This window comes from Agrobacterium sp. GW821-FHT02D03 (genome assembly GCF_059421725.1).
This window is the reverse complement of record NZ_JBWKVN010000001.1, coordinates 2,318,988-2,331,570: the sequence shown is the minus strand read 5'-3', so window position 1 is coordinate 2,331,570 and position 12,583 is coordinate 2,318,988. Positions and strand designations below refer to the sequence as shown.

The 12,583-nt window shown below is 58.5% G+C and carries 11 protein-coding genes and 2 tRNA genes; 3 read left to right on the top strand and 10 right to left on the bottom strand.

Going from position 1 to position 12,583, the window contains the following annotated elements:
• Nucleotides 1-5: 5 nt before the first annotated feature.
• Nucleotides 6-275, bottom strand: a complete 270-nt coding sequence (locus AC07U5_RS11155) for a hypothetical protein (protein ID WP_062425861.1) — start codon at nt 273-275, stop codon at nt 6-8.
• Between the two features lie 240 nt (nt 276-515).
• Here AC07U5_RS11155 and AC07U5_RS11150 point away from each other — a divergent pair, with 240 nt between their 5' ends.
• Nucleotides 516-1,436 carry a DUF1499 domain-containing protein gene (locus tag AC07U5_RS11150; protein WP_494723021.1) on the top strand — a complete coding sequence of 307 codons (921 nt, stop codon included), beginning with the start codon at nt 516-518 and terminating at the stop codon, nt 1,434-1,436.
• 13 nt (nt 1,437-1,449) lie between these two features.
• On the opposite strand, the gene AC07U5_RS11145 is transcribed toward AC07U5_RS11150, so the two are convergent.
• Together AC07U5_RS11145 and AC07U5_RS11140 are read right to left on the bottom strand one after the other, a co-directional pair.
• Nucleotides 1,450-1,899, bottom strand: coding sequence for a thiol-disulfide oxidoreductase DCC family protein (locus AC07U5_RS11145; RefSeq protein ID WP_494723020.1), 450 nt, complete (start codon nt 1,897-1,899; stop codon nt 1,450-1,452).
• Complete coding sequence (locus AC07U5_RS11140) at nt 1,896-2,816, bottom strand: MBL fold metallo-hydrolase (protein WP_494723019.1); 921 nt, start codon at nt 2,814-2,816, stop codon at nt 1,896-1,898. The genes AC07U5_RS11145 and AC07U5_RS11140 overlap by 4 nt, the downstream gene beginning before the upstream one ends.
• A 266-nt stretch (nt 2,817-3,082) precedes the next feature.
• On the opposite strand from AC07U5_RS11140, the gene AC07U5_RS11135 reads away from it, so the two are divergent.
• Nucleotides 3,083-3,157 (top strand) — tRNA-Gln (locus AC07U5_RS11135).
• A 168-nt stretch (nt 3,158-3,325) separates the two neighbouring features.
• Here AC07U5_RS11135 and mqo read toward each other — a convergent pair.
• Together mqo and AC07U5_RS11125 are read right to left on the bottom strand one after the other, a co-directional pair.
• The gene (mqo, locus tag AC07U5_RS11130; protein ID WP_082447272.1) at nt 3,326-4,972 is read right to left on the bottom strand and encodes a malate dehydrogenase (quinone); all 1,647 of its coding nucleotides are present in this window, start codon (nt 4,970-4,972) and stop codon (nt 3,326-3,328) included.
• A gap of 452 nt (nt 4,973-5,424) precedes the next feature.
• Nucleotides 5,425-5,829, bottom strand: a complete 405-nt coding sequence (locus AC07U5_RS11125; protein WP_494723018.1) for a hypothetical protein — start codon at nt 5,827-5,829, stop codon at nt 5,425-5,427.
• A gap of 241 nt (nt 5,830-6,070) precedes the next feature.
• Between AC07U5_RS11125 and AC07U5_RS11120 the strand changes: the two genes are divergently transcribed.
• Nucleotides 6,071-6,147: transfer RNA gene (locus tag AC07U5_RS11120), tRNA-Pro, on the top strand.
• A gap of 195 nt (nt 6,148-6,342) precedes the next feature.
• On the opposite strand, the gene AC07U5_RS11115 is transcribed toward AC07U5_RS11120, so the two are convergent.
• The 5 genes from AC07U5_RS11115 to AC07U5_RS11095 all read right to left on the bottom strand — a co-directional run bounded on the left by AC07U5_RS11115 (nt 6,343) and on the right by AC07U5_RS11095 (nt 12,084).
• Nucleotides 6,343-7,044 (bottom strand): hypothetical protein, encoded by a 702-nt coding sequence (locus AC07U5_RS11115; protein WP_494723017.1) that lies wholly within the window; start codon nt 7,042-7,044, stop codon nt 6,343-6,345.
• Nucleotides 7,045-7,080: 36 nt separating this feature from the next.
• Nucleotides 7,081-8,583 (bottom strand): glycosyltransferase family 2 protein, encoded by a 1,503-nt coding sequence (locus AC07U5_RS11110; protein WP_494723016.1) that lies wholly within the window; start codon nt 8,581-8,583, stop codon nt 7,081-7,083.
• A 272-nt stretch (nt 8,584-8,855) separates the two neighbouring features.
• Nucleotides 8,856-10,331, bottom strand: coding sequence for a sulfate adenylyltransferase subunit CysN (gene cysN / locus AC07U5_RS11105; RefSeq protein ID WP_494723015.1), 1,476 nt, complete (start codon nt 10,329-10,331; stop codon nt 8,856-8,858).
• Entirely contained in the window at nt 10,331-11,284 is a 954-nt protein-coding gene (cysD, locus tag AC07U5_RS11100) for a sulfate adenylyltransferase subunit CysD (protein WP_111847601.1), read from the bottom strand. The genes cysN and cysD overlap by 1 nt, the downstream gene beginning before the upstream one ends.
• 32 nt (nt 11,285-11,316) lie before the next feature.
• A complete protein-coding gene (locus tag AC07U5_RS11095; protein ID WP_494723014.1) occupies nt 11,317-12,084 on the bottom strand; it encodes a phosphoadenylyl-sulfate reductase in 768 nt (255 codons plus the stop codon).
• Nucleotides 12,085-12,583 lie beyond the last annotated feature (499 nt).

Sequence of the window (12,583 nt, the reverse complement as noted above, 5' to 3'; positions counted from 1 at the left end):
CGGAGTTAGCGGTTTTCGACGATGACGCGCCGCTCGACGACAACCGGCGACCAGAACATGTCGCGGTTGACCTGCGCCTGCCACGCACGATTATCGGCGCGGCGGTCGAGATCAAGGTCCAGAAGGCAGCGTGCCATCTGGTCGGTGTTCGGGCGGAAGCCATAGCCGCGGCAAGTGGCCTCGTCGCGCGCGCGGCGCTCTTCCGGTGTCAGCGTCTGGCAGGCGGTCAGCGCCAGCATGGCGGCAAGTGAACCGAGAACGATCGAAACACGCATAGTCATCACTCCTCTGGAAGCCCTGATCCCAGCTTGGCGTTTTCTTGCTCTGATACGCCCAATTGGTGATGTGTAAAAGTCCCGCTTTCGGGAAAGGTTGCGGTACCCCGTTAAGCAAAGCGGGTGGAGCGATTCCATTTCCTTCGAAAACGCTTTATGACAAGCCGGTATCGGTGATTCAGGCAGACAAATCTCTCTGGGGCGCTTTTTGGCAATGCATGTGTATGCGGGTGCTGCTTCATGACAGTGCGTTTCGTTAGACCCGTTTCCCATGCGGCCTATCTCTCCCGCTATCTCGGCCTTGCGGCGCTGCTGCTCTTTCTGATAGCGGCGCCCTTGCACCGTTTCGGTCCGCTGACGACGCCGGACTTCATCGCGCTGACCCTGATTTCCGCTGGCATTGCCGCGGTGTCTGTCGTGCTTGCCCTCATTGGTCTTCAGCGTCTCTGGTCTGTCGGCGCAAGGGGCGGGGTGTGGTCGCTTTACGCCTTGCTGCTCTCTGCCATTCCGCTTGGCGTGGTCGCCTATGGCGGCTTCCTCTATTGGCAGAACCCCCAAATTTATGATGTGACGACCGACACGGCCGATGTTCCAAACTGGCTGTCGATCCCCTCGGCCAACCAGCAATGGCTGCCGCGCCCGGCGGCCGTCTCGAAAGCAGATCGCGATGCACAGCTGGAGGCCTATCCCGGCTTCCTTGGCCACCGCTACGAAGGCGCGATCGACCGCGTCTACACTGCCGCCCGGAAGGTGGCGAAAGCGCAGCACATCCGCATCTTGCACACCGACGGTCTGATCGGCGCCTTGCCGGACGCGCAGCCGGGTGCTCCGAAGCAGGACGTCCATGACGGTGCGGCAGACACGCCCGTCGAAGACTTGCCCGCCATCGTGCCTGTACCACTGGCGCGCCCGGCGGAAGCGCCGGCACCGACCTTCTTCAATGGCAGCGGCACGGTCATGATGCAGGGAGACATGCGCACGCTGATCTGGGGCGCGCGTTTTGATGTGCTGATCCGCCTGCGCGAAGATACGGAGACAACGCTGGTCGACGTGCGCGTCGCCTCTCGCTTCGGTCCGCATGATCTCGGCATGGGCAAGAAGATCGCCGATAGCTATCTCGATGCGCTGGATGCTGAAATGCAGGGTCTCAACGATAACTAGAAGCGGGCCGCGCTTATAGGAAGCGCTCGCGTTCTTCCGGCGTCGGTGCACGGCATGTCTGCCGTCGTCCGGCAATCTTCATGCGGTTTCGAGCAACCACACGGTAGACGCCATCGCGAATGAAGCGTGGCACAAGGCGCATCGCCGTTGCTGTCATCCCCATCACGCCGCCAAGCAGTTCGACCACGCGCAGCACGCTGTCGGAATAGATGTGAGCGACGCCGGCTTCGATGAGCAGGCTCGTCTCGTAATCGTCCGTGCGGAAACCGTAATGGCGCATCAGCGCGGTGCCCAGCGGAGATTGCGCCGGCGTGAAGCGAAACAGCCCCTGCTTGTCATGACGAAGTACGAAATCCACATCCCGAGAGCAAAACCCGCACTCACCATCGAAAATGATCAGCGGCTTGTCGTCGGGGAAGTCCGGAACCGAAGGGTCGTTGCGATAGCTATGGGTGGCGCTCATACAATCCCCTGTCTCGGCAGATAGATACCGGTTAGCGACGGCGGACCATCCGTCTCAACCAGACCTTTTTCAATCAGATCTTCGATATGGGCGAGAACGGAAAGCGCCGCTGCGCCATGCAGGCGCGGATCGGTGCTGCGGTAGATCACCTTGACCATCTCTGCAATCGTCCGGTCGCCTGCCTTGATCCTTGTCAGGACTGCCTTTTCCCGCATGCGGCGATGGGTGCGAAGCCCGCGCATGAAGGCTGCCGGATCGTTGACCGGGCCGCCATGGCCGGGCAGGAAGAGCCTGTCATCCCGTTCGAGCAACCTGTCGAGCGAGGCCATATAATCGCTCATCGCGCCGTCCGGTGGCGCGACAATTGTGGTTGCCCAGGCCATCACGTGGTCGGCGGAAAAGACGATGCCATCGCGATCCAGCGCAAAAGCAGCATGATTGGCCGTGTGGCCCGGCGTGTGAAGCGCCGTCAGCGCCCAGCCATCGCCCGTCACCGTTTCATTGTCGCCAAGCGCCAGATCCGGCACGAAATCGCTATCGGCACTTTCCGCGAAAGGATTGCGCTCGCCTTCGTGCAACGGTCGCGCCGCGCGATGCGGCCCTTCGGCCACGGTTATCGCCCCAGTAGCTGCCTTAAGCCGTTTCGCCAACGGCGAGTGATCCCGATGCGTGTGGCTGACGAAAATATGCGTCACCTCGCGGCCTTCCAGCGCACGCATCAGCGCCTGAAAATGAGTCTCATCCTCCGGCCCCGGGTCGACGACCGCCACCGAATGCCCGCCGACGATATAGCTGTTGGTGCCGTGGAAGGTGAAGGCTGACGGATTGTTGACGGTGAGCCGCTGAACATTCTCCGCCACCTTCACCGCCGTGCCATAGGCCGGTTGAAATTCAAGATCGAATGCAGGGTCTGCCATGGTTCGAAAGCTCTTCACAATGCCTGGAAAGCGAAACGCGATCCGTCAAGGTCGCGACACACCTCACGCTGTTTTGTCGCGCATCGGCTCATCGCGAAACCGCTTGGGGTCCAATGCGTGTCATGCTGATGGTTCACGACCTAACACGAAGATCGATCAGCACCCACAAGAAATCTGGACCAGCCCAAACTTAATGATTGCCGCTGCCGCCATGCTTTGCTAATCAGGCGCCGTTCAGGCAGTGGCGTTTCGCCCACCTGCTTCGTTGGGGCGTCGCCAAGCGGTAAGGCACCGGTTTTTGGTACCGGCATTCCCAGGTTCGAATCCTGGCGCCCCAGCCATTTTTTCTTTCATTTTTGACGGTGGACCGCGGAGCGCATTCAGGTGCTGACCGGATGCTGAGGCTTGCACAGATTCTGGTCTCTCCAGCGCCAGTCTCTTTCTCCGGGCAAAAGAAAAAGCCGCGCCCATAGGGTACGCGGCTTTTGAAAAGCGATGCTTAGCTTCGATCAGAGCGCCATATCCGGCGTCTTCTTAACCGGCGCGTCGGCCGGAGCCGATGTGCTCAGCGCGCTCACATCGATGCGCGGCGGTGTCGGCAGTTGCAGGTGTTCGGCGGTATAGTCCCACTCCTGCTGAACTTTTTCCGGATCCGCATTCAGCTTCGTGCCGTAGCTTGGAACGATCTCGCGGAGTTTCGCTTGCCACTCCGGCGAGGCCACCTTGTCCTTGAAGACCTTCTGCAGCACGCCGAGCATGATCGGTGCGGCTGTGGAGGCGCCCGGCGAAGCGCCGAGCAGGCCGGCAATGCTGCCATCCTTGGCGGCAACCACCTCCGTGCCGAGCTTCAGAACGCCGCCCTTTTCCGGGTCGCGCTTGATGATCTGCACGCGCTGGCCCGCCTGCCACAGGCGCCACTCATCTGCCTTGGCCTTGGGGAAGTATTCGCGCAGTGCCGCGATGCGGTCCTCATCGGACAGCATCAGCTGACCCGCCAGATATTCGACCAGAGGATATTCCTCGACACCGACCTGCATCATCGGCCAGATGTTGCTCATGGTCGTGGAGGTCAGAAGGTCGAAATAGGAGCCTTCCTTCAGGAACTTGGTGGAGAAGGTTGCGAACGGCCCGAACAGCACGATGCGCTTGCCGCCGATGACGCGGGTGTCGAGATGCGGCACGGACATGGGCGGAGAACCGACGGAAGCCTTGCCGTATGCCTTGGCCAGATGCAGCATGCTGACATCCGGGTTCTCGTTCACCAGGAACGAGCCGCCGACGGGGAAGCCGCCGTAATCTTCAGCTTCCGGGATGCCGGACATCTGCAGCAGATGAAGGGCGCCGCCGCCTGCACCGATGAAGACGAATTTCGCATCGATGGTGTGCTCGGAGCCATTCGCCGAATTGCTGTAGCTGACGCGCCAGGAGCCATCGGAGTTGCGCTCGATGGCATCGACTTCGCTCGAAACCTGCAGGTCGAAATTCGGCGTGCTCTTCAGATGAGAGACGAACTGGCGGGTGATTTCGCCAAACTCCATATCGGTGCCGAGCGGCGACCATGTCGCGCCGATCTTCTGGGAAGGATCGCGTCCCTCCATCATCAGCGGCACCCACTTCTTGATCTGCTCCGGATCGGTGGAATATTGCATGCCGGCAAAGAGCGGGCTTGCCTTCAGCGCCTCGTAGCGCTTTTCGAGATAGGCGACGTTCTCATCGCCCCAGACGAAGCTCATATGCGGCGTGTGGTTGATGAAGGAACGCGGGTTTTTCAAAACGCCATTGCGCACCTGCCAGGCCCAGAACTGACGCGAGATCTGGAAGGACTCGTTGATGTCGATCGCCTTGGAAATATCGATGCCGCCATTGGCGGTTTCTGGCGTGTAGTTCAGTTCCGCAAGTGCAGAGTGACCGGTACCGGCATTGTTCCAACCGTTGGAGCTTTCCAGAGCCACTGCATCCAGGCGCTCGAGCATCTGGATCGACCAGTTGGGCTCGAGTTCGCGCAGCCAGATGCCAAGCGTCGCGCTCATGATGCCGCCACCAATCAGAAGCACATCGACTTTCTTGTCGGCCGATTGCGCCAAAGCCGGAACGCTGGGGAAAGCGGCGGCAGCAAGCCCCGCGAACGCGGTCCCGAGCACCTGACGGCGGTTCATAGTGAAGGTGTCGTGGGAAAATTCGGTTGGCAGTGTACTGCCCTTATCGTTTTTGATCACGTCTCTACCTTAATTATTGCGCTTCATCAGATTTTGTGCGCCGCAATAGACCATCGACCGCCATGTCACAACATGGTCAAGCCATGGCCGAAATCGTTCATTTTGATGTCAGGGAAATGTGAGCGCCGCACAACAGATGCGGTGCGACAAATTGCTGCTGAGGCATTTTGCCAGCGTTTCCGGGTACATAGACGGTGCCGCTTCGCTCTGGTTGAGATAGCGATGTTAAAGCTATGATTAGATTTAATCGGTTTAGTCGATAGGTATGCATTTTTGCATGACTGGCATGCAGGGCGCCTCAAGCGTCGATAAACTGCGTTTTCTCCGCGAAAAAGGAAAACCCGCCTGACGAAATCAGGCGGGCGGTTCCATACTTGGATGGCATCCAGCCTTTATTCGCTGGCGAGGAATTCCGCGCAGTAGCTCGGACCGTTGACGCCAGGGCGATCGGACACGGTGCGGATCGAGCTGATCTTGTAGCTCGAATCGACGCTCAACTGAACGGTGCAGGACAAAGAAGCGCTGCGGGCTGAAGAAATCTGCCGGCCACGCTTGCCGTCTTTTTCCTCATACTTCGCTGGGATCTTCGCCTTCTTGTAGCCGCCGCGCCATGTGTAGGTCGTGCTGCTGCCATTGGACACATCGCTCAGCGGCGGGCCGAATTTTGCAAAGAAGATACCAGCCGACTGGCCGACCCAGCGGGTCTCGACCGGGCTCTTCGTGGCGATGGAGGGCGTGGTGGTGCAAGCGGAGAGGGCGATGGAGAGGCCCGCGAGCAGTGCGATGCGCAAACGCATGGTGAAAGGTCCTTTGTGCCTGTCCGGCATCGTCGCCGGGAAATGCGTTCCCCTAACAGATTTACAGGAACTGGGCAGCGCCAAGTGAAGCTTTGCCCAAAATTTCTTGCCACAATTGCTTTTTTGTAACGATTCCTGCGCCCCTAACCCCTTCATTTCTTTCCGAAGCGCACGTCACAAAATTTTCGTAACCGCCGCTTGTCGAGAGCAGGATGCTGGTCTATAGAAACGCCGCTGGTCACGGAGTGTAGCGCAGTCTGGTAGCGCACGTCGTTCGGGACGACGGGGTCGGAGGTTCGAATCCTCTCACTCCGACCAGCTTGAAGTGTGTCCTGACCGAAGACATACGTAGCAGTTTGTACCTGAGACTTGGGTGACAAGTGCCCGCCGAACGGTATCTCAAGTCTTCTACAAATCATGCCTGTTAACGCACACCGGCCCCCCTGCAATCTCCGGCGACCTTTGCTAGGAAGCGAGGCAGGCATCGGGACAAGGGACGACTTAAAGCCTTTCTCAGCGCTTTTCGCTAAGGCTTTGTGAAATGCCGAAGAGCCAAAGCATATCGCTGGCGTTTAGCTTCGCCGTTGCGGGGCGTGGGAGAACGACGCTGCGGTTTTTCGCCCTGCCGGCAAAAAGAAAGTCGGCATAGCGCTTCTCGAGGTCGCGCTCGTAGTCATCGACGAAGACATGTGTATCGTCGTGAGACAAAAGTGCCGTCCAGACGATCGGGAGCGCTCTACCGGGATCGCTTGGGCGCCATCCCATGGGCGCGTCCACCAGAATCACATCCCAGCGGCGGGATTTGATATTGTCCGGCACCACGGCTTGGCGCACGACGAGAGCAGGGTCGCTCAAGGAGCCGGCTACGGTCGTTGGATAATCCATGTGATCGATATTTAGATCTGGATGTTTGCTTCTGACCTTATCGATCCAGTCGGGGATGTTTTCCAGAAAAAGTGTGTAGCCATCACGGTTGAGATTGGCCCACAAGGGGCTGTCATTGCCAAGACCGAAGACCAGCATATTGCAATTGGGTCCACGGGATCGGATGGCGGCGGAGACCGCCTCGATCTGAACCGGCGACATCTGTGCATCAGGATTGTAATGTTCACGCAATACCCCATTCAGGAGAGTCTCCTGCAGGGACATATTCGCGTCTTCGTCAATATCGTTCTGGCTATCGAAGCGGAAGGCACTGGTAAGGCTCTGGGTCACAATTGTCTCTCACTCAAAAAGAGGTGGCAGTCGCGCTCATTGCCCTGCAACAACGAGCAGGCCAGAACCGCCGATGGCGTTGACGCAGAACTGCAATCCGCTGCCAACGGCTTTCCATTGTGCCGCAATATGGGCTTCAGCAGCAGCGTCTCCCGCCATCAGGCAGAGAGCAAAGCCGCGCGGGGAAAGGTAGGGGGCAAGGGCGGCAAGCGATACCGCGGCGCTTTCAACCGGAACCGATTTGGAGAAATCGACAACGACCATGTCGAACTTCGGCTCGGCTTCGAGCACGCGGGCGTCCGGGAAGATGCCTTTCGTGTCACCAAACTCGACCGTGACCGGCTGCGCAACGGCAATCGACACATAGCCGCCAAAGCCGCAAAGCTTGAGACGCAAATCTAACTCTTGCGCCTCTTCGTCTGTGGAGCAAAGGCACGTCAGCTGGCGACCGGTATCGCGAACGAAACAGGCAAGCGTCAGAGCGGAGCGGGTACTGCCGACATGAAGAATATCGGCGTTGTCCGCCCGCGTAGCTAAGACGCCACGAAGCGACCAGACCTGTTCGGGCGTTAGCCGTAGCGGCCCGCAAAAGGCTGTGACATTGATGATCGCAGGCATGTCAGCCACGACGAGGTTACCGGTTATATCGCTCCAAGTCTGGGGAGAAGATTTCGCAGTCATGGACGCTAGCTCACTCTTGTTTTGCGTGAATTTGGGCTTTGTACTGAGGGAAGGCGCGCTTGCCTGATCGGGTTGCGGCGCTGGCCGCGTCAAGGGAAGCGGAGTCTTGTGGAACACCTCGTGCGCTGACTTTTGTTGTATAGTCGAGTTCAACCCTTGCGAGTTCGGGTCTAGATTGTGATGCGACAATGGATTCGTCGCCGTATAAAGATAGGCATTCGTGGCAAGGAACTGATAGCGACGCGTCTGGTCGAGGATTGGCAACGCAATCGCTATATCGCAGGCCGCTTGCAGCCAGGCCCCCTCACCATCCTTGAAATAGTCATCCGGTACATTGCCGAGAAGCTCGGCACGGAAGCTGAAAAAGTGGCTAGTTTTCCAACCCTGAACGCGCGGCGGGCGGCTCGGGTCTAGCGGACCATTTCCTCCGACTCGGCCGTCGTCCAAGGCGAAATTCGTCCAGACGACATCCTTGCCCGCATCATAGAAAGCCTTCATGCCATCCAGAACGCGTGGCTCTATCAACTGATCGTCGGCATCCACCACGCCAATAAAGGTTGCATTGCCAGCCATTGGACGCAGATGCTCGGCGGCATTGCGTGCTTTTCCAAAGCGTGTCTCGTTGATGATCAGGGTGTGACGATCGGGGAAGTGGCTATTCAGTGACGCGCGGGCCGCCTCACCGGTGCCATCGTCCGAAGCATCATCGACAAAGAGGATGTGAACGTCTTTCAATGTCTGTTTCGCAACGCTCTCGATCGCACGCGGCGCATAGAGAGCGCAGTTACGCCCGGTCATGAAAATCAAGGCTGCGGAAGATTGCATGAAGGACGAGCTTTCGAATGAATTTCTACTCATTCGATTTTAACGGACAAAGCTTTTACGAACCTTGTGATGGGCCTTACGGCTCCTCCACCGTTTTCGCTGCCATGTTTGCAAGGAACTTTCTGCGTCCAACCAGAGTTTGTCTCCGTATATAAGGAGAAATACAAATGCTAAAAGGATTGCTGTTGTGGGCGCTGGGCGTCCCGTTTTTTGTCGTCGTTCTGCTTTGGATGTTTGTATTCTAAGCACCACAGAGACGATCAAGGAATCGAAAAAGGCGCCGGTACAGTCCGGCGCCTTTTCGTTTATTCCAGCTCGTCCAGAAGTCTGGACGCGGATTTCGCATTCGTCCTTCGAATTTCGATCTCATCACGCCGGGACGCCAGCAATTCACCAGCGAGCAGCGCTTCCGCCAGGTCGGCGGGCAGCGAGAGGATGACGCGTTCGCCGTCGGAAATCTTGCCCGTGTCGCTGCGCTTGCCGACAATCATGCCGCCCGCCACCGTGTTGTTGGTGTCCGGATCGATCAGGATGAAGGAGCCCGTAGAGCGGTTCTGCTCGTAAGGGTCGAAGATCGCCGTTTCGTCGAAGCTCAGGCGCACCTTGCCGATGGCGTTCATCGGCAGTGTTTCGGCATGAGCCTGCCAGTGGCCGTTCTTCAGGTCCAATTGGGTGACCGGCTGAACGCTGACGCGCTGGCGGCGGCTGCCGCTCTTGAGCCAGTAGCGCTTGTTCGGCTCGATGCCACCAGGCTGCAGTGCGACGATCTGCGCGTCGAAAGCGAAACCCGTCTGGGGTTGGGCGTCGATGGACACGATCATGTCGCCGCGCGAGACGTCGACCTGACGATCGAGAACCAGCGTGATCGCGTCACCGGCAACGGCGGCATTGCGCACCAGATCGAAGGTGACGATTTGCTTGACGTTGGCCACCATGCCCGACGGCAGGATGACGACAGAGTCACCGGGCTTCACGGCGCCGCCGGCAACGGTGCCTTGGTAGCCACGGAAGCTTTCGCCTGGGCGAGAGACGCCCTGGACGGGCAGGCGGAAGCCGCCGGTCTGGGTGGAGCGAACCGTTGCAAGCTCCAGCGTCTCGACGAGCGTCGGGCCATCATACCAAGGCATGGAGACCTTGCCGGAGAGCACGACATTCTCGCCCTTCAGCGCCGACATCGGAATGGCGACGATCTGCTTGATGCCGAGCGACAGCGCGAATTCCTTGAAGTCGTGCGCGATCAGCTCAAAACCGGCCTTGTCGTAATTGGTTAGGTCGATCTTGTTGACGGCGAGCACGAACTGGCGAATGCCCATCAGCGCCGCGATCGTGGCATGACGGCGTGTCTGTTCGAGAATGCCGGTGCGGGCATCCACCAGAAGCACCGCGAGATCTGCGGTGGAAGCGCCGGTTGCCATGTTGCGGGTATATTGCTCGTGACCGGGCGTATCCGCGACGATAAAGGCACGCTTGTCGGTAGCAAAATAGCGGTAGGCGACGTCGATGGTGATGCCCTGTTCGCGCTCGGCCTGGAGACCGTCGAGAAGCAGCGCGAAGTCGGGAAGGCCGAGGTCGTTCTGCTTACCGCTGTCGCGTCTCAGCGTCGCGGCCTGGTCTTCCTTCACCGCTTTGGTGTCCCAGAGCAGACGGCCGATCAGCGTCGACTTTCCGTCGTCCACGCTGCCGCAGGTGATGAGGCGAAGCGGTCTTGTATCCTTGACGGCCTTCGCCGGCTCGACGAAGGGCAGAATGGTGGCGGATTGCGCCGTGGAGGTCTGTGTCATCAGAAGTAGCCCTCGCGCTTTTTCTTTTCCATGGAACCCGACTGGTCGCGGTCGATGGCGCGGCCCTGTCGTTCGGAGACGGTGGCGATCTCAAGCTCGGCGATGACCTCGTCCAGCGTCGTGGCCTCGGAATGGATCGCACCCGTCAGCGGGAAGCAGCCGAGTGTGCGGAAGCGGATCGAATCATATTTCACTTCTTCGCCGGGCTGCAGTTCCAGCCGTTCGTCTTCGGCCAGGATCATCATGCCGTCGCGCTCGATATAGGGGCGCTCCTTGGCGTAGTAGAGCGGAACGAGCGGGATGTTTTCCGCCTGGATGTAGCGCCAGATATCGACTTCCGTCCAGTTGGAGAGCGGGAAGGCGCGCACGCTCTCGCCCTGGCGCACCATGCCATTATAGATGTTCCAGAGTTCCGGACGCTGGTTGCGCGGGTCCCATTTGTGGTCGGGCGTGCGGAAGGAATAGATGCGCTCCTTGGCGCGGCTGGCTTCCTCGTCGCGGCGCGCGCCGCCGAAAGCGGCATCGAACTTGCCGGCGTCGAGCGCCTGACGCAGTGCTTCCGTCTTCATGATGTCGGTGTAAAGCGCAGACCCATGGGTAAATGGCGTCACATTCTCTACAGCACCACGCGGGTTGGTGTGCGAGATCAGATCCAGATCGTATTCCTTGACGATATTGTCGCGGAATTCGATCATTTCCTTGAACTTCCAGCCGGTATTGACGTGCAGAAGCGGGAAGGGGATGCGGCCCGGGAAGAACGCCTTGCGCGCCAAATGCAGCAGCACGGAGGAATCCTTGCCGATGGAGTAGAGCATCACGGGGCGCTCAAACTCTGCGGCAACTTCGCGAAAAATATGGATGGCTTCGTTTTCGAGGGCTTTCAGATGGGGATCGAGCGGCTGCTTGGGTGTGCTGACGCTGGTGCCTTCCGTTTCCGGAACTGCATTGGACATTTTAAACTCCGGCAATGTACTGAATTGAACTGTTAGTTTTGTGGGGCGGGACTGATCGAGCTTTGCGCGGCTTCGGCCACATGCAGGCCGCATTCGCGCTTCTCGTCATTTTCCCACCACCAACGACCGGCACGCTCTGGTTCGCCGGGCTTGATGGCGCGGGTACAGGGCTCACAGCCGATAGACGGGTACCCGCGCGCATGGAGAGGATTGACGGGAATATTCTCCGCCGCGACATGGGCCTTGATCGCATCGATGTCCCAGTCTACGAGCGGGTTGATCTTGATGAGGTTGCGCTCGGCATCATATTCGGCAAACGGCGTTGAGGCTCGATTGCCTGATTGCCCCCGGCGCAGGCCGGTTATCCAGAAACCGGCGCCTTCAAGCGCTTTGGCAAGCGGAATGAGCTTGCGCACATGGCAGCAGGCGTGACGCGCTTCCACGCTTTCATAGAAGCCGTTCAGCCCATATTTCTCGGCATAGGCGTCGATGTCGTCCTGTTCGGGGTAGAAACGGGTAATGGTGATCCCATACCGATCTTCGGTCTCGTCGATCAGGCGTACGGTTTCGGCGAAGAGACGCCCGGTCTCAAGCGTCGCCACGTCGATCGGCAGACGATGCGTGCCGATCGCTGCGGTAATCACCTGATCTTCGATGCCGAGGCTGGTCGTAAAGACTGAACGCGATCCAAGACCCGCGACGAAGGCCAGTCTCTCCACAAGGGAAAGATCCTTCAAGGTCGCATCGAGCGAGCTCACATCCTGTAGGGAAAGGGTCTGCGGAGGCGTGTTGATCGTCATTTCTCGATTCCGAAACTTTACTGTCTCGATAATCTTCGAAAGGCGTCATCTTTTACAGAAACGCGCGTGCTTCTGTCGGTCGCTCGCGAGCAAATATCTCTCCTGCGACGACGTTACGCGCAAAAGACTCCCAAGAGGGCAAGATAGCTCCCAAACCAATCCTGGCAATAAAACCTCAACCATCTCGAATTGCAAGAGGATCAAGACATTTTCTGTAATTTTTGTAGAATATTGCTGCCTGCGGTTCTCATTCTTTCGGTCGAGGTCGTCGGCGACCAGCCCATTTTCGCGCAATACCATTCCGGTAACATAATTTTTGCGTGCAAGAAGTCGTCAAAGAGGGCAGGATTGGGAACTGGTTTTGCGCGTTGAGGGATTTCCGCGCATGAGTTGTTGCGTCGATCTTTCGCATCGCGGCGTTTTTCTTATTGCCGTAGCGTGCCACAGGGAAACACTTTTGCGAATAAATCGCAGCTGATTGACCGTAAGTTCTTAAACG

Coding starts and splice junctions, on each gene's coding strand:
- AC07U5_RS11155 (WP_062425861.1), bottom strand. CDS start 275: ATGCGTGTTTCGATCGTTCTCGGTTCACTTGCCGCCATGCTGGCGCTG.
- AC07U5_RS11150 (WP_494723021.1), top strand. CDS start 516: ATGACAGTGCGTTTCGTTAGACCCGTTTCCCATGCGGCCTATCTCTCC.
- AC07U5_RS11145 (WP_494723020.1), bottom strand. CDS start 1,899: ATGAGCGCCACCCATAGCTATCGCAACGACCCTTCGGTTCCGGACTTC.
- AC07U5_RS11140 (WP_494723019.1), bottom strand. CDS start 2,816: ATGGCAGACCCTGCATTCGATCTTGAATTTCAACCGGCCTATGGCACG.
- mqo (WP_082447272.1), bottom strand. CDS start 4,972: ATGAACCGCCGTCAGGTGCTCGGGACCGCGTTCGCGGGGCTTGCTGCC.
- AC07U5_RS11125 (WP_494723018.1), bottom strand. CDS start 5,829: ATGCGTTTGCGCATCGCACTGCTCGCGGGCCTCTCCATCGCCCTCTCC.
- AC07U5_RS11110 (WP_494723016.1), bottom strand. CDS start 8,583: ATGAGTAGAAATTCATTCGAAAGCTCGTCCTTCATGCAATCTTCCGCA.
- cysN (WP_494723015.1), bottom strand. CDS start 10,331: ATGACACAGACCTCCACGGCGCAATCCGCCACCATTCTGCCCTTCGTC.
- cysD (WP_111847601.1), bottom strand. CDS start 11,284: ATGTCCAATGCAGTTCCGGAAACGGAAGGCACCAGCGTCAGCACACCC.
- AC07U5_RS11095 (WP_494723014.1), bottom strand. CDS start 12,084: ATGACGATCAACACGCCTCCGCAGACCCTTTCCCTACAGGATGTGAGC.